Origin of the sequence: Microbispora sp. ZYX-F-249 (assembly GCF_039649665.1) — a bacterium.
Lineage (GTDB): Bacteria > Actinomycetota > Actinomycetes > Streptosporangiales > Streptosporangiaceae > Microbispora > Microbispora maris.
On sequence record NZ_JBDJAW010000004.1, the window covers coordinates 60,974 to 78,039 of the forward strand.

18 protein-coding genes are annotated in these 17,066 nt (G+C 70.8%); 8 read left to right on the top strand and 10 right to left on the bottom strand.

Annotated features, from left to right (window positions below; translation table 11 throughout):
• Positions 1-22 precede the first annotated feature (22 nt).
• A complete protein-coding gene (locus AAH991_RS06630; RefSeq protein ID WP_346224852.1) occupies positions 23-1,204 on the top strand; it encodes a zinc-dependent alcohol dehydrogenase in 1,182 nt (393 codons plus the stop codon).
• On the opposite strand, the gene AAH991_RS06635 is transcribed toward AAH991_RS06630, so the two are convergent.
• The 6 genes from AAH991_RS06635 to glnII all read right to left on the bottom strand — a co-directional run bounded on the left by AAH991_RS06635 (position 1,194) and on the right by glnII (position 6,825).
• Positions 1,194-2,033, bottom strand: coding sequence for a metal ABC transporter permease (locus tag AAH991_RS06635; protein WP_346224853.1), 840 nt, complete (start codon positions 2,031-2,033; stop codon positions 1,194-1,196). The genes AAH991_RS06630 and AAH991_RS06635 overlap by 11 nt on opposite strands.
• Positions 2,030-2,914, bottom strand: a complete 885-nt coding sequence (locus AAH991_RS06640; protein WP_346224854.1) for a metal ABC transporter permease — start codon at positions 2,912-2,914, stop codon at positions 2,030-2,032. The genes AAH991_RS06635 and AAH991_RS06640 overlap by 4 nt, the downstream gene beginning before the upstream one ends.
• Entirely contained in the window at positions 2,911-3,672 is a 762-nt protein-coding gene (locus tag AAH991_RS06645; RefSeq protein WP_346224855.1) for a metal ABC transporter ATP-binding protein, read from the bottom strand. Before AAH991_RS06645 ends, AAH991_RS06640 begins: the two co-directional genes overlap by 4 nt.
• On the bottom strand, positions 3,669-4,667 hold the full coding sequence (locus AAH991_RS06650) for a metal ABC transporter substrate-binding protein (RefSeq protein WP_346224856.1): 999 nt from the start codon (positions 4,665-4,667) through the stop codon (positions 3,669-3,671). Before AAH991_RS06650 ends, AAH991_RS06645 begins: the two co-directional genes overlap by 4 nt.
• Positions 4,668-4,698: 31 nt before the next feature.
• Positions 4,699-5,691 (bottom strand): glycerophosphodiester phosphodiesterase, encoded by a 993-nt coding sequence (locus AAH991_RS06655; RefSeq protein WP_346224857.1) that lies wholly within the window; start codon positions 5,689-5,691, stop codon positions 4,699-4,701.
• A 78-nt stretch (positions 5,692-5,769) separates the two neighbouring features.
• Entirely contained in the window at positions 5,770-6,825 is a 1,056-nt protein-coding gene (glnII, locus tag AAH991_RS06660; protein WP_346224858.1) for a glutamine synthetase, read from the bottom strand.
• A gap of 167 nt (positions 6,826-6,992) precedes the next feature.
• Here glnII and AAH991_RS06665 point away from each other — a divergent pair, with 167 nt between their 5' ends.
• Positions 6,993-7,514, top strand: coding sequence for a hypothetical protein (locus tag AAH991_RS06665; RefSeq protein WP_346224859.1), 522 nt, complete (start codon positions 6,993-6,995; stop codon positions 7,512-7,514).
• Between the two features lie 34 nt (positions 7,515-7,548).
• Here the strand turns inward: AAH991_RS06665 and AAH991_RS06670 are convergent, their stop codons facing one another.
• Complete coding sequence (locus tag AAH991_RS06670; protein ID WP_346224860.1) at positions 7,549-8,319, bottom strand: DUF72 domain-containing protein; 771 nt, start codon at positions 8,317-8,319, stop codon at positions 7,549-7,551.
• A gap of 83 nt (positions 8,320-8,402) precedes the next feature.
• On the opposite strand from AAH991_RS06670, the gene AAH991_RS06675 reads away from it, so the two are divergent.
• The 4 genes from AAH991_RS06675 (at position 8,403) to AAH991_RS06690 (ending at position 13,157) form a co-directional block, all read left to right on the top strand.
• Entirely contained in the window at positions 8,403-8,948 is a 546-nt protein-coding gene (locus tag AAH991_RS06675; RefSeq protein ID WP_346224861.1) for a type 1 glutamine amidotransferase domain-containing protein, read from the top strand.
• Positions 8,949-9,015: 67 nt separating this feature from the next.
• Positions 9,016-9,894 carry a sugar kinase gene (locus AAH991_RS06680; RefSeq protein ID WP_346224862.1) on the top strand — a complete coding sequence of 293 codons (879 nt, stop codon included), beginning with the start codon at positions 9,016-9,018 and terminating at the stop codon, positions 9,892-9,894.
• A 656-nt stretch (positions 9,895-10,550) separates the two neighbouring features.
• Positions 10,551-12,110, top strand: coding sequence for an amino acid permease (locus AAH991_RS06685; protein WP_346224863.1), 1,560 nt, complete (start codon positions 10,551-10,553; stop codon positions 12,108-12,110).
• Between the two features lie 48 nt (positions 12,111-12,158).
• On the top strand, positions 12,159-13,157 hold the full coding sequence (locus AAH991_RS06690; protein ID WP_346224864.1) for a phosphotransferase enzyme family protein: 999 nt from the start codon (positions 12,159-12,161) through the stop codon (positions 13,155-13,157).
• Positions 13,158-13,166: 9 nt separating this feature from the next.
• Here the strand turns inward: AAH991_RS06690 and lipB are convergent, their stop codons facing one another.
• A complete protein-coding gene (gene lipB, locus AAH991_RS06695) occupies positions 13,167-13,805 on the bottom strand; it encodes a lipoyl(octanoyl) transferase LipB (RefSeq protein WP_346224865.1) in 639 nt (212 codons plus the stop codon).
• A 55-nt stretch (positions 13,806-13,860) separates the two neighbouring features.
• Complete coding sequence (locus AAH991_RS06700) at positions 13,861-14,076, bottom strand: PspC domain-containing protein (protein WP_346224866.1); 216 nt, start codon at positions 14,074-14,076, stop codon at positions 13,861-13,863.
• Positions 14,077-14,249: 173 nt separating this feature from the next.
• On the opposite strand from AAH991_RS06700, the gene AAH991_RS06705 reads away from it, so the two are divergent.
• Both AAH991_RS06705 and rho read left to right on the top strand, forming a co-directional pair.
• Entirely contained in the window at positions 14,250-14,828 is a 579-nt protein-coding gene (locus AAH991_RS06705; RefSeq protein WP_346224867.1) for an LURP-one-related family protein, read from the top strand.
• A gap of 229 nt (positions 14,829-15,057) precedes the next feature.
• On the top strand, positions 15,058-16,200 hold the full coding sequence (rho, locus tag AAH991_RS06710) for a transcription termination factor Rho (RefSeq protein WP_346224868.1): 1,143 nt from the start codon (positions 15,058-15,060) through the stop codon (positions 16,198-16,200).
• On the opposite strand, the gene AAH991_RS06715 is transcribed toward rho, so the two are convergent.
• The gene (locus AAH991_RS06715) at positions 16,197-17,063 is read right to left on the bottom strand and encodes an aldehyde dehydrogenase family protein (protein ID WP_346224869.1); all 867 of its coding nucleotides are present in this window, start codon (positions 17,061-17,063) and stop codon (positions 16,197-16,199) included. The two genes, rho and AAH991_RS06715, sit on opposite strands and share 4 nt — an antisense overlap.
• Positions 17,064-17,066: the final 3 nt, after the last annotated feature.

Sequence of the window (17,066 nt, forward strand, 5' to 3'; positions counted from 1 at the left end):
GGCCCTTTTCTGGAGGGGAACCATGAAGGCAGTTACCTGGCACGGCAAGCGCGACGTACGGGTGGACGAGGTCCCGGACCCGGCCATCAAGGAACCCACCGACGCGATCATCCGAGTCACCACGACCGCGATCTGTGGATCCGACCTGCACCTGTACGAGGTGCTCGGCCCGTTCATCGGCGAGGGCGACATCCTGGGCCACGAGCCGATGGGCATCGTCGAGGAGGTCGGCGCGGAGGTCACCCACATCAAGCCCGGCGACCGTGTGGTGATCCCGTTCAACATCTCGTGCGGCCACTGCTACATGTGCGACCGCGAGTTGTACGCCCAGTGTGAGACCACCCAGGTCCGCGAGTACGACACGGGCGCCGCCCTGTTCGGCTACACCAAGCTGTACGGCGAGGTGCCCGGCGGCCAGGCGGAGTACCTGCGCGTCCCGCAGGCGCAGTTCGGGCCGATCAAGGTGCCGGACGGGCCGCCGGACGAGAGGTTCGTCTACCTCTCCGACGTGCTGCCCACCTCCTGGCAGGCCGTCGAGTGGGCCGAGGTGCCCGACGGCGGCAGCGTCACCGTCTTCGGCCTCGGCCCGATCGGGCAGATGTCGGCCCGCATCGCGCGCCACCGCGGCTACCGGGTCATCGGCGTGGACATCGTCCCCGAGCGCCTGGAGATGGCCCGCAGGCACGGCATCGAGGTGATCGACGGCAACGAGACCGACGACGTGCCCGAGGCGGTCCGCTCGATGACCGGAGGCCGGGGCACCGACTCGGTCATCGACGCCGTGGGCATGGAGGCGCACGGCTACACCGTCGGCAAGTTCGCCCAGACGGTCACCGGGATGCTGCCCGACAAGGCCGCCGCCGCCATGATGACCCGCGCCGGCCTCGACCGGCTCGCCGCCCTGCAGGACGCCATCGAGACCGTGCGCCGCGGCGGCACGATCTCGATCAGCGGCGTCTACGGCGGGATGACCGACCCCATGCCCATGCTGCAGATGTTCGACAAGGGCATCGCGCTCCGGATGGGCCAGGCCCACGTCAAGCGGTGGATCGGCGACCTCATGCCGCTCCTGACCGGCGACGGCGACCCCCTGGGGGTCGGGGACCTGGCGACCCACCGCCTGCCGCTCGAGCAGGCGCCGCACGGCTACGAGATCTTCCAGAAGAAGGAGGACGGCGCGATCAAGGTCCTGCTCAAGCCCTGACGGCCACTCTCCTCGCCGCGGCCCGCCTGACCCGGCCGCGTACGGCGGTCCCGAGGAAGACCGTCCCGAACACCAGGCCCACGAACAGGGCGATGGAGGCACCGGTCGCGACGTTCCACCGCGTGGAGACCCACACGCCCGCGAGCGCGCAGGCGACCCCGATCGCCGCGGCGAGCGGGAACAGCGGCGCGAGCCTGTCGGTGAGCAGGCGGGCGGTCGCGGCCGGGCCCACGATCAGCGCCACGGCGAGGATCGTCCCCAGCGCGGGCACGGTGGCGACGACGGTCACCTCGACGACCGCGAGCAGGGCGAAGTCCAGCAGCAGGGTGGGCAGCCCGAGCGCCGCCGCCCCCACCGGGTCGAACGCCGCGAGCAGCAGTTCCTTGCCCACCAAGGCGAGCAGGAGCAGCACCCCCACGGTGACGGCGGCGGTCGCCACCAGGTCGCCCGTGCCCACGGCCAGGACGTCGCCCACGGTGTAGGCCGCCAGGTCCTTGGTGAAGCCGTCCTGCGCCGACACCAGCACCACCCCGAGCGCGAAGCCGCCCGACAGCGCGATTCCGGTGGCCGTGCCGAAGTCCTGCCCGCGGCCCCGGCCGAACAGGAGGACCGCGGCGACCACCAGCAGCCCGAACAGCCCGCCGCCGAGATAGAGGTTCACCCCGAGCAGGGCGGCGATCACGATGCCGGGGAACGTCGCGTGCGTGAGGGCCATCGTGAAGAACGGCAGCCGCCGCGCGACCACGAACACCCCGACCACCCCGCCGAGCACGCCGACCAGGACGGCCTCGACCAGGGCCCGGTGCACGGTGGAGTCAAGCCAGCTCATGCGGCACTCTCCACCACCGCGCGGCGGCGGGCGCGGCTCAGGCCCGCCTTCCTGCGTACGGCCCCGGCGGCGTGGGCCAGGCCGTACAACGCGACCAGGACGAGCACCACGGTCGCGCCGGAGGCGAGCCGCACTCCGTGCTCCACCGACGCCTCGTAGCTCACGACGAGCCCGAGCCATCCGCCGGCCGCGCCGACGAGGCAGGCCAGCGGCACGATGACGGCGAGCCGGTCCGACAGGCACCGGGCCGCCGCGGCCGGCACGATGAGCAGCGCGATCACGAGGATCGTGCCGACCGCCTTCACCGCGGCCACGACGACCAGCGCGACCGCGATGTTCAGCACGAGGTCGAGCAGGCCCACGCGTACGCCGGCCGCGCGGGCGCCCTCGGGGTCGAAGGCCCGCAGCAGGAGCGGGCGCCGCAGCACCGCCAGCAACGCCACGACCACGACCGTCACGACGGCGGTCTGGGCGAGTTGCTCCTCGGTGACCGTCAGCACCCGTCCGAACAGGAACGCCGTGAGGTCGGAGGTGAAGCCCGTCTGCCGCGAGACCACCACGACGCCGACGGCGAACAACGTGGTCAACAGCATGGCGAGCGCGGCGTCCTCGCTCACGCGGCGGCGGTGCGTCAGCAGCGTGAGCAGGACGGCCGTGAGGACCCCGGCGGCCAGCGCCCCCCAGAAGATGCCGCCGTCCCCGGCCATGAGGTGGCCGATGACCACGCCGGGGAAGACGGTGTGCGTCAGGGTGTCGCTGACGAAGGCGAGCCGGCGCAGCAGCACCAGCACGCCGACCGTGCCCGCGAGCGCGCCGAGGAGGACCAGTTCGACCAGCGCCCGCGCCATGAAGGGCAACTGGAACGGCTCGAAGAACATCATGTCTGGGTCACGATCACCCGGTCGCCGCGCAGTTCGAGCGCGTGCCCGCCGTACGTCGCGCGCAGCCGCTCGGGCGTCAGCACGTCGCCGGTCGGGCCGAAGCCGAACTGGTGCCGGTTGAGCAGGCACACCTCGTCGCAGGCCAGATGCGCGATGGCGAGGTCGTGGGTGCTGACGACGACGGAGGCGCCCTGCTCCTTCAGCGAGCCGATCGCCTCGAGCAGCGCGTGCTGGCTGACCGCGTCCACGCCGTTGAACGGCTCGTCGAGCAGCAGCATCCGGGGCTTGGCGGCGATGGCGCGGGCCAGCAGCACCCGCTGGCGCTGCCCGCCCGACAGCGTGCCGAACCGCTCCCGTGCGCGGTGGGCCAGCCCGACCCGTTCCAGGGCCTCGGCGGTCTCGGCCCGGTCGGCGGCGGAGGGGCGGCGCAGCCAGCCGATCCGCCGGTAGCGGCCCATCATCACCACCTGCTCGACCGACACCGGGAAGTCGGGATCGAGCGTGTCGGCCTGCGGCACGTAGGCGACGTCGCGGCGGGCCTGCGCCGGGGGCCTGCCCAGCACCTCGATCCGGCCGCGCACCACCGGCACCAGGCCGAGCAGCGCCCTGATCAGCGTCGACTTGCCCGCGCCGTTCGGGCCGATCAGCGCCACGGCCTCGCCCTCGTGGACGACGCCGTGCAGTTCCTCGAGGACCGGGACGTCGCCGTAGGCCACGCTCGCCCGGTCGAGCACCAGGGTGGGCGTGCGCTCGCTCATGCGGCGGTCCCCCTCAACGCGTTGACGATGGTGTCGGTATTGTGCTCCTCCATCTGGAGGTAGGTCGCACCGGCCGAGCCTTCGGGGCCGAGCGAGTCGCCGTACAACGCGTCTTCTCCGGCCACGACCGTCACCCCGGCCTCGCGGCCGATCGCCTCGGCCGTCTTGGGCGGCAGCGACGCCTCCGAGAAGATGGCCGCCACTCCGGTCGACCTGATCTCGGCGACGAGGTCGGACACCTGCTTGGCGGACAGCTCGGCGGAGGTGTCGAAGCTCGGGATGATCGATCCGACGAACGTCAGCTTGTAACGGTCGAGGTAGTAGCCGAAGGCGTCGTGGTTGGTCACGATCTTGCGCCGGGCGGCGGGCACGGACTCGATCTTCCTCGCGATGTCGGCGTCGAGCGCGTCCAGCTTCGCGTCGTACGCCGTCCGGTTGGCCTGGTAGGCCGCCGCGTCGCGCGGGTCGGCGGCGGCGAAGGCCTTCTCGATCGTGGCGACCATCGTCTTGACGTTGAGCGGGTTGTGCCAGATGTGCGGGTCGCCCTCGGACTCGTCGTGATCGTGTCCCTCCTCCCCGTGCCCCTCCTCGTGCCCCTCCTCGGAGCCCATGCGGATCTGGACGTTCTGGGAGGCGTCGACGACGGTCCCGTCGAACCCGGCGGCCGAGATCGTCTCGTCCAGCCACTTCTCCAGGCCCACGCCGTTCTTGACGAGCACGTCGGCCTCACCGATGGCCCGCATGTCGGCCGGGGACGGCTCGTAGTCGTGGGGATCGACGTTCGGCTTCAGCAACTGATGGACCGTGACCCGGTCGCCGCCGACGTTGCGGGCGAAGTCGGCGACCTGCGTGGTGGTCGCCACCACCTTCAACGGCCGGGCCGTCTCCAGGGCCGGGTCGGAGGAATCGGAAGGCTTCTGCGCGCCGCCGCACGCGGCTGCGAACAGCACGACCAGCGCGGCGGACGACAGCGTACGGGCAAGCGGCGAGAACACGACCCAAATGTCCCGCAAATGAAAATCATTGTCAACTTGCGGCGATCCGCCGGGAACGCCCCGCGAGCACCGCACGGGCCGTGCCGGGGTTGTCGGCGAAGACGCCGTCCACGCCGAGGTCGTAGAGCATCGCCAGCCAGCCCATCACGTCTCCCGTCGCCCGCGCGTACGCCGGGCCGTCCGGATCGCCGCGCCGGAAGTCGGCCGGGAGCTGGGCGTTCTCGTCGCGGACGGTCCACACGTGCACGTCCAGCCCCACCCTGTGGGCGTCCCGCACCAGTGTCGTGGGGGCGAGGAGGCGGCCGCCGGAACCGGTGGGCACGACCCGCGAGGTCGCCACGCCGATGCCGTCCGCGTACGTCGCGATCTCCTCGAGCCCGGCGGGCGTGACCATCCGGTCGTACGCCGCGCCCGAGCCGCCGATCAACTGAATCAGCGGCAGCCGGGTCGTTTCGCGCAGCTCGCGCAGGTTGGCCGCCTCGAACGACTGGATGAAGACCGGGTCGTGCCGGTCGCGCCGGCCGTGCCGGCCCAGCACGTCGAGCAGCGGCTCCTCCAGCGACAGGCCGATGGAGTCGAAGTAGGAGGGATGCTTGGTCTCGGGGTAGACGCCCACGCCGTGCCGTACGGCCAGCTCGACGACCTCGTCGAACGTGGGGATCGGGGCCAGCCCGTCGAAGGCGGCGTTGCCCGGGCGCAGGTCCGGGATGCGCTCGGTGGCCCGCAGGGTGCGCAGCTCGGCCAGCGTGAAGTCCTCGGTGAACCAGCCGGTGACCGTCACGCCGTCGATGGTCTTGGTGGTACGGCGGGCGGCGAACTCGGGGTGGTCCGCCACGTCCGTGGTCCCCGAGATCTCGTTCTCGTGGCGGGCCACCAGGACGTGGTCGCGCGTGGAGACCAGGTCGGGCTCGATGTAGTCGGCCCCGAGCGCGATCGCCGTCTCGTAGGACGGCATCGTGTGCTCGGGCCGCAGGGCGCTGGCGCCCCGGTGGCCGATGACGAGGGGTTCTGGCTGGTGCGGCACGACGGCCACCGTACATGCCCGACATACGCGTACGGCTCCCGCGCCGGACGCGGGAGCCGTACGAGGACGGGGGAACCGTCAGACCTGGCCGGCCTTCTCCAGAGCCGTGCAGCAGGTGTCGACGATCAGGCGGGTGACGACGTAGGGGTCGACGTTGGCGTTGGGGCGCCGGTCCTCGATGTAGCCCTTCTTGTCCACCTCGACCTGCCACGGGATGCGGACGGAGGCGCCGCGGTCGGAGACGCCGTAGCTGAACTTGTCCCACCGGGCGGTCTCGTGGTGGCCGGTGAGGCGGTCCTCGATGCCGTGGCCGTAGTTCTTGACGTGCTCCATGGCGTTGTCGCCCAGGGCCTCGCAGGCGGTGATGATCGGGTCGTAGCCCTCACGCATCGCCTTGGTGGAGAAGTTGGTGTGCGCGCCGGCGCCGTTCCAGTCGCCCTTCACCGGCTTGGGGTCGAGCGTGGCGGCCACGTCGAACTCCTCGGCGGTGCGGTAGAGCAGCCAGCGGGCGATCCACATGTGGTCGGAGACCTCCAGCGGCCCGGCGGGGCCAACCTGGAACTCCCACTGGCCGGGCATGACCTCGGCGTTGATGCCGGAGATCTTCAGGCCGGCGGCCAGGCAGCGGTCGAGGTGCAGCTCGACGATGTCACGGCCGAAGACCTCGTCGGCGCCGACACCGCAGTAGTAGCCGCCCTGCGGAGCGGGGAAGCCGCCCAGCGGGAAGCCGAGCGGGCGGCTGTCCTTGAAGAAGGTGTACTCCTGCTCGATGCCGAACCACGACTCCTGGTCGGCGAAGCGCTCGGCCACCTCCGCGAGCGGGGAGCGGGTGTTGGAGGCGTGCGGCGTCATGTCGGTGTGCAGGACCTCGCACAGGACCAGGACGTTGTCGCCGCCCCGGATCGGGTCGGGGCAGGTGAACACCGGCCTGAGCACCAGGTCGGAGGCGTGACCGGTGGCCTGGTTGGTGCTGGACCCGTCGAAGCCCCACAGCGGCGGCTCGGCGCCGTCGGCAAGGACCTTGGTCTTCGAGCGGAGCTTCGCGGTCGGCTCCGTGCCGTCGATCCAGATGTACTCGGCCTTGTAGGTCACGTCGATCCCTTCGAACGAGGCGGCCTGGCGTTCGTCCGCCACGCCCAACAGTGCCGTTTCGGGATTTCGTGACTTTTGCCCGTTTGTAACCAGAGTGTTAACGCGCATTCTTTGCCTTGGCAGTGCTGTGACCCGCGGCACATGATCCCGGCTCTCCTGGGCAGTCGGAGGACGTCCACCAATCGCAACCGCACTGGGAGTGAGGGCAGATGGTCTTACTGGGCCTGCTTCTGGTCCTGATCGCGGCGGCGGCTGTGATCGAGGTGTCGGTCAACGACACCGCGAACACCATGCCGATCACGGTCCTGGACCGCACGTTCAACCTCAGCCCGTTCGAGCTGTTCATCGCCGGTGTCGTGACCGCCGCCGTCTTCGTCGCCGGCCTGCTGCTCATCACCGGCGGCATGCGCCGGTCCGCAGTCAAGCGCCGCCGGCTGCGTGAGGCGCGCCTGGCGGAGCGGGACCGCGTGTCCCGTCTGGAGGCCGAGAAGCGCGACCTGGAGCGCCGCCTGGAGACGACTTCGACGGCCTCCACGACGGCTGACACGACGGCCGACACGACGGCTGAGCGGCCGAAGGTCGACCGGGACCGCGACGGCGTCGACGACCGGGCCGAGCGCGCCGAGCGTCCCACCGCGCCGCACAACCGCGTGTCGGTGCCCGCGCAGCAGTCGTCCCCCGACCAGCTGGTGGCGGGCGGGCGTCACGCGGCCGACGAGCGCCGCGTCTGATCCGTGATGCCGGGGGTGACACTCGCCCGTCCGGTCATGGCCGGACGGGCTCGGGGGACCGCTCGGGAAGCCGCGCCCTGCTCACGTCCCGCCCCTGCGCGCGGGCCAGCTCCGCAAAGGTGATCGCGTTGCGAACGGCGGCGCCGCCGGGATCGTTGTTGAAGTACACGTAGGCGTCCGGCGCCTCGCCCAGGCGGTCCACCCAGCTGCGCAACGCATGCGAGCCGTAGCTGGGCCAGGGCTCGGCCCGTCCTTCGTGGAAGCGGAGGTAGACCCAGTCGGCCGTACGCCACAGGGGTCCGGCCGGCCGGCCGAGACGGTCGGCCCAGCACAACGCCGCCCCGAACTCCGTCAGCAGGGCGCGGATCTCGTCGGTCCACCACGAGGCGTGCCGAGGCTCGACCGCGACCCGTACGGACCGCGGGAACCGGGCCAGGCAGGCCCGCAGCCGGCCGGCGTCCACCTGCAGGGTCGGCGGCAGTTGCAGCAGGATGGGGCCCAGCTTCGGGCCGAGCCCTTCGGCCACGCCCATCAGCCGCTCGACCGGCTCCTCCGGGTCCTTGAGCCGCTTGATGTGCGTGAGGAAGCGGCTGGCCTTGACCGCCATGACGAAGTCGGGCGGCGTACGCTCCCGCCACGCCTCGAACGTCTCCCGCTTCGGCAGCCGGTAGAAGGCGTTGTTGTTCTCGACGGTGGCGAAGATCTCGCCGTAGCTCTCCAGCCACAGCCTCTGGGGCACGCCCCCGTAGACGAGGTCGCGCCAGTCGGCGTACTGCCAGCCGGAGGTCCCCACGAGCACGGGCATGCCGGTCCCCTACCCAGCGGACGGCATAGATCGCACCCGTCCGGGCACGCGACGTCAAGAACGAGCAAAAGAGGGGAGCAACGATGATCCAGGGCAAGACGATCGCATTCCTCGTCGCCCCCGAGGGGGTCGAGCAGGTCGAGCTCACCGAGCCGTGGAAGGCCGTCGAGCAGGCGGGTGGCACGCCGAGGCTGGTCTCGGTGGAACGCGGGGAGATCCAGGCGTTCAACCACCTCGACAAGGCCGGCACCTTCCCGGTGGACGCCGTGGCGGGAGAGGTCTCCGCGGCCGAATTCGACGGGCTGGTCCTCCCCGGCGGGGTCGCCAACCCGGACTTTCTGCGGATGCGGCCGGAGGCCGTGCGGTTCGTGAAGGAGTTCTTCGACGCGGGCAAGCCGGTCGCGGCGATCTGCCACGCGCCGTGGACCCTCGTGGAGGCCGACGTGGTGCGCGGGCGCACGCTGACCTCGTGGCCCAGCCTGCGGACCGACCTGCGCAACGCGGGGGCGACCTGGGTGGACCAGGAGGTCATGGTCTGCACGGGCGGCCCGAACACGCTGGTGACCAGCCGGAAGCCGGACGACCTGAAGGCCTTCTGCCAGGCCGCCGTGGACGCGTTCGGCGCCTGAGCGAGGGCTTTCCCCGGCGGATCAGGGTCTGTCATGCTTTCCGGGTGCAATTCCGCGGACTCACGGCATGACCGAGGTTTTCACGCTCGGAGAGGCATTGGGCGTCGTCTCCGGCGACCGGCTGCGGCATGACACGACCATCCGGCTCGACGTGGAGGGGCCCGAGCTGACGACGGCGGTCGGCCTGGCCCGGCTCGGCCACACGGTGAGCTGGCTGGGCCGGGTCAGCGCCGACGAACTCGGCACCCGCACGCTGACCGTCCTGCGCGGCGAGGGCGTGGACGTCTCCCACGTACGGGTGGACGAGACGGCGGCGACCGGGCTGATCCTGCGCCAGCGGCGCATCGGGCGCTCGTCGCACGCCGTCCATTACCGGGAGGGCTCGGCCGGGTCCCACCTGTCGACCGGCGACGTACCCGGCGAGGCGGTGCAGTCGGCGCGGATCCTGCACGTCACGGGCGTCACCCTCGGCCTGAGCGGCCTCGCGTGGAGCGCCGTCCACCACGCCGTCAAGCTCGCCAGGGACGCCGGGGTGCTCGTCTCCGTGGACGTCAACCACCGTGCGAACCTCTGGGAGAGCGCGGAGGAGGCCCGGCAGGGGCTCACCGAACTCGCCGCCTCGGCCGACGTGCTGTTCGCGACCCAGGACGAGCTCATGCTCGTGGAGCCCGTGCTCGCGTCCACGCCCGAACTGGTCGTGACCCGGGGCGCCAAGGGAGCCAGCGCCACCGTCGAGGGCCTGCGCTACGACACCCAGGCCGCCCCCGTGACCTCAGTCGATCCCGCCGAGGTCGGCGGCGCGTTCGTCGCGGGCTACCTCAGCGCGATCCTCGACGGCCTGCACCCGGCGGACCGCCTCAAGCGCGGCATCTCGGTGGCCGCCTTCGCGGTCGCCAGCCACAGCTCCTGGCAGGGCCTGCCCACCCGCGGCGAACTTCCTCCGTGACAACCACGAACCCTCCGCGGGAGTCCGGTCAGAGCCTTCTGTAGTAGACGGCGACCGCACGACCCGCCCGCCGGCAGTGGGACCGCCGATGGCCGGGGCCGGTCGTCGTGGGTGCTGGTGGCCTCGGTGCGGGAGTCGGCGCAGTCGTTGGCGCTGGCGCCGGTTCCCGACGATGCGGACATCTGCCTGGCCGAGGCCGAGGACCTGATGTACGCCCGGGATCGGATCACGTCTGCTCTTGCGGATCGGGTGGCGCGGGTGCATCGGGCGGGGCAGGCCAGGCGGCACGGTCATGCCTCCACCCGTAGCTGGCTGCGCACCACGGGCGGGATGACCGTGGCCGGGGCGGGCCGGCTGGTGACCAGTTTCACAACCGCGACCGCTACACCCGCCACAAGATCGGCACAGACCGCTGGGCCTTCACCTACCACCCGGCCCACCCGGCCCGCACCAAGCCCGTCACCCCGGGCCGGGCTTGATACAAGAGCCTTTTGGAAGTTGCGTCATCGGTACTGCCGTGTAACACGCGACCCAGAAAATCGGATCAATGGTCTGAAGGTAGACCAAAAGGAGCCGGGCATGCCAGATCCCGTCGCAGACGACAAGACCGGCGGCTGGATACCCCGCACCAGTTAGAGCCGGTTAGAGGAGGCCTCATGGCGCAAGCCCTCGACGACGACGCCAAACGACTAGCGGAACTCGGCTACAAGCAGGAACTGGCCCGCACCTGGAGCGGGTTCTCCAACTTCGCCATCTCCTTCTCCATCATCTCGATCCTCGCCGGCTGCTTCACGACCTTCGGCCAGGCGTGGAACAACGGCGGACCGCTGGCGATCTCCGTCGGCTGGCCGCTGATCTCGGCGTTCATCCTGATCATCGGCTTCTGCATGGCGGAGCTGGTCTCCGCGTTCCCCACGGCGGGCGGCATCTACTGGTGGGCCGCCAAGCTGGGCCGGCCCGTGCACGGCTGGTTCACGGGCTGGCTGAACCTGATCGGGCTGATCGCGGTGACCGCGTCCGTCGACTACGGCTGCGCGACGTTCCTGAACATCACGATCGGGCGCTTCAGCGACTCCTGGGCGAACGGCAGCGCGCTGCACCAGACCTTCCTGCTGTTCGCCGTGGTCCTGGTGCTGCACGCGCTGATCAACATTTTCAGTCACCGGCTGATCTCGCTGCTGCAGAACGTCTCGGTGTGGTGGCACGTGTTCGGCGCCGCGGCCGTCGTGCTGATCCTGATCTTCGGTCCGACGGAGCACCAGAGCGTGGGCTTCCTGTTCGAGACGTTCAACAACTCCGGTTTCGGCGACGGCGACTCGGGCCCGGCGTTCTGGCTGTACGTGCTGCCACTGGGCTTCCTGCTCACGCAGTACACGATCACCGGATTCGACGCCTGCGCGCACGTGTCGGAGGAGACCCACGGCGCGGCCCGCACGGCGGCCAAGGGCCTGTGGCAGTCGATCTTCTACTCCGCGATCGGCGGCTGGATCCTGCTGCTGGCGTTCCTGTTCGCGGCCACGAACGTGGACGCCGTCAACGCCGAGGGCGGCTTCGTCGGAGCCATCTTCACCTCGTCGCTGTCGTCCACGCTCGCCACCGTCGTCTTCGGGATCTCCACGATCGGGCAGTTCTTCTGCGGCATGAGCTGCGTGACCTCGATGTCGCGGATGACGTACGCGTTCTCCCGGGACGGCGCGGTGCCGGGCTGGAGGCTGTGGTCGAAGGTGGACCGCAACCGCACGCCGGTCAACGCGATCATCGCCGGCTGCGGGGTCGCGCTGCTGATCACGCTGCCCGCGCTCTACGCGCCCGAGGGCACGACGACCCCCGTCGCGTTCCTCGCCGTGGTGTCCATCGCGGTGATCGGGCTCTATCTCGCGTTCCTCATCCCGATCTGGCTGCGCCTGCGTGCCGGGGACTCCTTCCAGCCGGGGCCGTGGACTCTGGGCCGCAAGTACAAGGCGCTGTCCTGGATCGCCGTGATCGAGATCGCGATCATCTCGGTCTACTTCGTCCTGCCCATCGCCCCTGCGGGCGTGCCGGGCAACGCGGACTTCACCTGGACCTCCGTGAACTACGCCCCCATCGCGGTCGGCGCCGTGCTCATCGGCATCGCCCTGTGGTGGCACCTGTCCGCCAAGCACTGGTTCACCGGCCCCCGCCGGACCGTCGACGACATCGGCGACGACGTCGGCCGGCCCGAGCCCGTGACCTGATCTCCGCGTGTACGGCCCGCCCGCCCCGGCGGGCCGTACGCTCGCCTCATGATCGACGACACTCGGCGCAGGCGCCGCCTGGCCGCGCTCGCCCGCTCGGCCCTGACGGCCTACGACGTGCCGGTGGCCCGCCTGACCGCGATGGCGAAGGGCTTCAACACCACCTTCCGCGTGAACGGCGCGGACGGCCGGCGTTATGTGCTCCGCGTCCAGCGCCCCGACGGCCCGAGCCCGGAGATGGTCAGGTCGGAGGCCCTGTGGCTGCGGGCCCTGCGCCGCGACACCACGCTGGCCGTCCCCGAGCCGGTGCCCACCCGTACGGGTGACCTGCTGACCGTGGCCGAGCACGCGGAGGTGCCGGCGGCGCGCAGCTGCGTGCTGTACCACTGGGTGGACGGCCGGTTCCTGGACACCACGCTCACCACCGCGCACCTGCGCCGGGTCGGCGCGTTCACCGCTCACCTGCACCTGCACAGCGCGCGGTGGACGGCGCCGGCCGGCTTCACCCGGGGACGCGTCGACGCCGTCACCGAGCCGGGCCGTCGCGCCGCGACCCCGCCACAGGAGGAGGCCGAGCAGGCGGCAAAGCTGGTGGAGCGGGTGCATTCGGCGGCGGGCGCCGAGATCGTGCGGACGGTGACGGAGCGCGTGCGGCGCGTCCGGGACGCCCTGGGCCACGGGCCGGACGCCTACGGGCTGATCCACGGCGACCTGCACCAGGAGAACTATCTCTTCCACCGCGGCGAGGTCCGCGCCATCGACTTCGACGACTGCGGGTACGGCCACTTCGTCTACGACCTGGCCGTGACCGCAAGCGAACTCGCCCACCTGCCGCACGCCGCGGATCTGCGTGCCGCCCTGCTCGCGGGATACCGCGCCGTACGGCCGCTGCCCGCGAGTCACGAGGACGCGATCGGGGTCTTCACGGCGTTGCGGCGCCTCCAGCTCACGCTGTGGGTGGTGCGGGAACGGGCACAGCCGATGTTCCGCGACGACTGGCGGGACCGGGTGACCCGCGGCCTGGAGAGCGCGGCCCGGGCCCTGTGACCGCCGGCGTCAGGAGGCCTCGAACGCCTCCGCGACGACCGGGCGGGTCTCCTCCATGGAGGCCCGTCCGAGCTCGCGGGCGATCGAGGTCATCTCCACGTCGGGCATGCCGCAGGGGATCGCGAGGTTCCACGGCGTGAGGTCGCCGTCCACGTTGAGCGCGAAGCCGTGGCTGGTGACCGACCGGCTCGACCGCATGCCGATCGAGACGATCTTCCGCCCGGTGTCCCGCGTCCAGACGCCGGTCAGCAGCTCCGACCCGGGCGGGGTGTCGCGGCGCTCGGCCGGGACGCCGATCCGGGCCAGCGCCTCGACCAGCCGCAGCTCCACCTCGCGGATGTAGTCGACCACGCCCTCGCCGTCCCGCAGCTTCACGATGAGATAGCCCACCAGCTGCCCGGGGCCGTGATAGGTGAGCTGCCCGCCGCGGCCGGTCGGCACCACGGGGATGCCGGCCGACGGGTCGGGCAGGTGGGTCTCCAGCGTCCGCTTGCCGACCGTGAAGACCGGCGGGTGGCTGAGCAGCCACAACGTGTCGGGCCGCGCGTCGTCCTGCCGTTCCTCGACCAGCGCGGCCATCCGCTCCATGGCCTTCTCGTAGTCGACCAGCTCGTCCTGGATCAGCGTCAGGGGCCGTTGCCGCATCATCGCTCACCTCTTCCGATGTGAGCATAAACGCGGCCGCGCCGTGCGGCGCAGCCGACTACCTGCGCCCGTACGAGTAGTCGTGGCCCGCCGACGTGGGGGCCGGGGCCTTGGGGAAGAGCACCCACATGATGATGTAGGCCACGAACTGCGGGCCCGGCAAGATGCACGACAGCAGGAACAGCAGGCGTACGACCGTCGGCGACATGCCGTACCGGTCCGCGATCCCCCCGCAGACGCCAGCGATGATCTTGTGCTGTCTCGATCGGTACATCGATCGGCTCCTTTCGTCATCCGGTTCAACGGGCCTTCCTGAAGACACGTTCCGCGAGGAACCCTGAGAAAACCCTGATCCCCCTACGTCGTTGATTCAGGGGTATCCCGACTGGTGATCTTCTCCCGGAAGAGGGCATATAGGGAGGCAACAGACCGTCTTTGGAGACTCATATGGATATAGCGACCTTGCAGGCGCAGAGCCGCCTGTACCTGCGCCAGAAGATCACCATGATGGTGAACAGGTACGTCGTCCATGTGGCTCTCCCCGACGGTTCCGAGGGCGAGGCCGTGGCGTTCGCCGAGCAGAAGCGGATGGCCCTCAAGGAGCAGGTGACCCTCTACACCGACGAGTCCCGGCAGGCGACGCTCGCCGGTTTCAAGGCGCGCAAGGTCCTCGACCTCGCCGGCGAGTACGACGTCGTCGACGACAGCGGGGCGTCGATCGGCATGTTCCGCAAGGACTTCGGCCGGTCCCTGCTCCGCTCGACCTGGCATGTCCAGCAGCCGGGGCTGCCGACGCTGACGGGCCAGGAGCGGAACCTGGCGGTCGCCCTGCTGCGCCGGTTCTCCGACTCGCTGGAGTGGCTGCCGTACCACTTCGACTTCAGCATCGGCGCCTCGATCGCGTTCTCCGTCGACCGCAGGTGGGGGTTGCGCGACCGGTACGCCATCGAGATCCGGGATCCGCGCATCGACCGCCGCCTGGTCATCGCCATGGCCGTGGCGCTCGACGCCCTGCAGTCCCGATAGATCTCGAGGAATCGCCGCGACAGGTGAGACTGTTATAGTCGAGGAACAGCCGTATGGTTCTGGCTCCATCTCGAGCCCATACGCGCCCAGCATGTGCCTGGTCAACCGCCTGGTCGACCGTCATCGTCCATCTAGACGAGACGCCGCGCCGGGAGCCCCACGCTTCGCTCCGCCCGGATGACGCGCCACGCGCGAACTCCCCCAGACATTTCCCAGCCCTAGGAGTCCCATGACCACCACCACTCTCAGCGTTCCCAAGCCGCGCAGCGTCTCCCGCGCCGCGTCGGCCCGTACGAAGAACACCCGGACCACCGAGGTGACCGGCCTGCTCGACCGGGCCGGCCGGAACACGGTGATCCGTACCAACGGCTACCTGCCCGGCCCGAAGGACGTGACCGTCCCGGCCGCCCTCGCGGACGCGCTCGACCTGCGCCGCGGCGACCACGTCCGCGGCATCGCCCAGAACGGCACGCTCACCTCCGTCACGACCGTCAACGGCGGGCCGGTGGGCGCGGCGCGGCCGGACTTCGCCGACCTCGTGCCGATCCACCCCGACGAGCGGCTGCGCCTGGAGACGGCGCGAAACGTCCTGGCCACGCGCGTCATCGACCTGTTCGCCCCGGTCGGCAAGGGCCAGCGCGGCCTCATCGTCGCCCCGCCGAAGGCCGGCAAGACCACGCTGCTCAAGGCCGTCGCGAACGCGATCGCGATCAACCACCCCGAATGCCACCTCATGGTCGTCCTGGTGGACGAACGGCCCGAGGAGGTCACCGACATGCGCGAGTCGGTCCGGGCCGAGGTGATCGCCTCGACCTTCGACCGGGCGCCGCAGGACCACATCACCGCGGCCGAGCTCGCCGTCGAGCGGGCCAAGCGGATGGTGGAGACGGGCCGTGACGTGGTCGTGCTCATGGACTCGATCACCCGGCTCGGCCGGGCGTACAACATGGCCGCGCCGAGCGGCGGGCGCGTGCTCACGGGCGGCATGGACGCCCGGGCCCTGCACCAGCCCAAGGCGGTCCTCGGCGCCGCGCGCAACATCGAGGGCGGCGGCTCCCTCACGATCCTCGCCACCGCGCTGGTCGAGACGGGCTCGAAGATGGACGACATCGTCTTCGAGGAGTTCAAGAGCACCGGCAACATGGAGCTGAAGCTGAGCCGGAACCTGGCCGACCGCCGCGTCTTCCCCGCCGTCGACGTCGTCGCCTCCGGCACCCGCCGCGAGGAACTGCTGCTCCACCCCGCCGAGCAGCCTCCGATCTGGCGGCTGCGGCGGGCCCTGCAGGACCAGGAGTCGTTCGATCGGTTCCTCACCACGCTGAAGAACACGGGCTCGAACGCCGAACTCCTCCTGGCCCTGGGGAAGAGCTAGATCCCGATCGGATGCCAGACGGTCTTGGTCTCCAGGAACGTCGTCATCCGCCCGATGCCGGGGTCCGCGAGCCAGTCCACGGGACCGGCCGGCGGCCGGAGCACCCGCTTGAGGTTCTCCGCGGCCAGTTCCTCACACGTGACGGCCGACTCGGCGTCGGCGCCCGTCAGGTCGATGCCGTTGACGTCCATGTGGCCCGCCAGCCAGGGAGCGATCTCGGCGGCCGAGCCGGTGAGGATGTTCACCACCCCGCCCGGCAGGTCGGAGGTCGCCAGCACCTCGGCCAGCGTGATCGCCGGCAGCGGCGCCCGCTCGGAGGCGATCACCACGCAGGTGTTGCCCGTCACGATCACCGGCGCGATCACGCTGACCAGCCCGAGCAGCGGTCCCGCCTGCGGAGCGACCACGGCCACCACGCCCGTCGGCTCCGGGCTCGACAGGTTGAAGTACGGCCCGGCCACCGGGTTGGCCGACCCGAGCACCGCGCCGATCTTGTCGGACCAGCCCGCGTACCAGACCAGCCGGTCGACCGTCGCGTCCACCATCTCGCCGGCCTGCTTGACCCCCACGCCGCCCATGGCGGTGATCTCCGCGACGAACTGCGCGCGGCGGCCCTCCAGCATCTCGGCGATCCGGTACAGGATCTGGCCCCTGTTGTACGCCGTGGCGCCCGACCAGCCGGGGAACGCCTTCCGCGCGGCCGCGACCGCGTCCCTGGCGTCCTTGCGCGAGGCCCTGGCCGCGTTGGCGAGGAAGTCGCCCTTGGAGGAGGTCACCACATACGACCTTCCGCTCTCCGAACGCGGGAACGCGCCCCCGATGAACAGCTTGTACGTCTTGCGCACGGCCAGCCGCTCACTCATCGA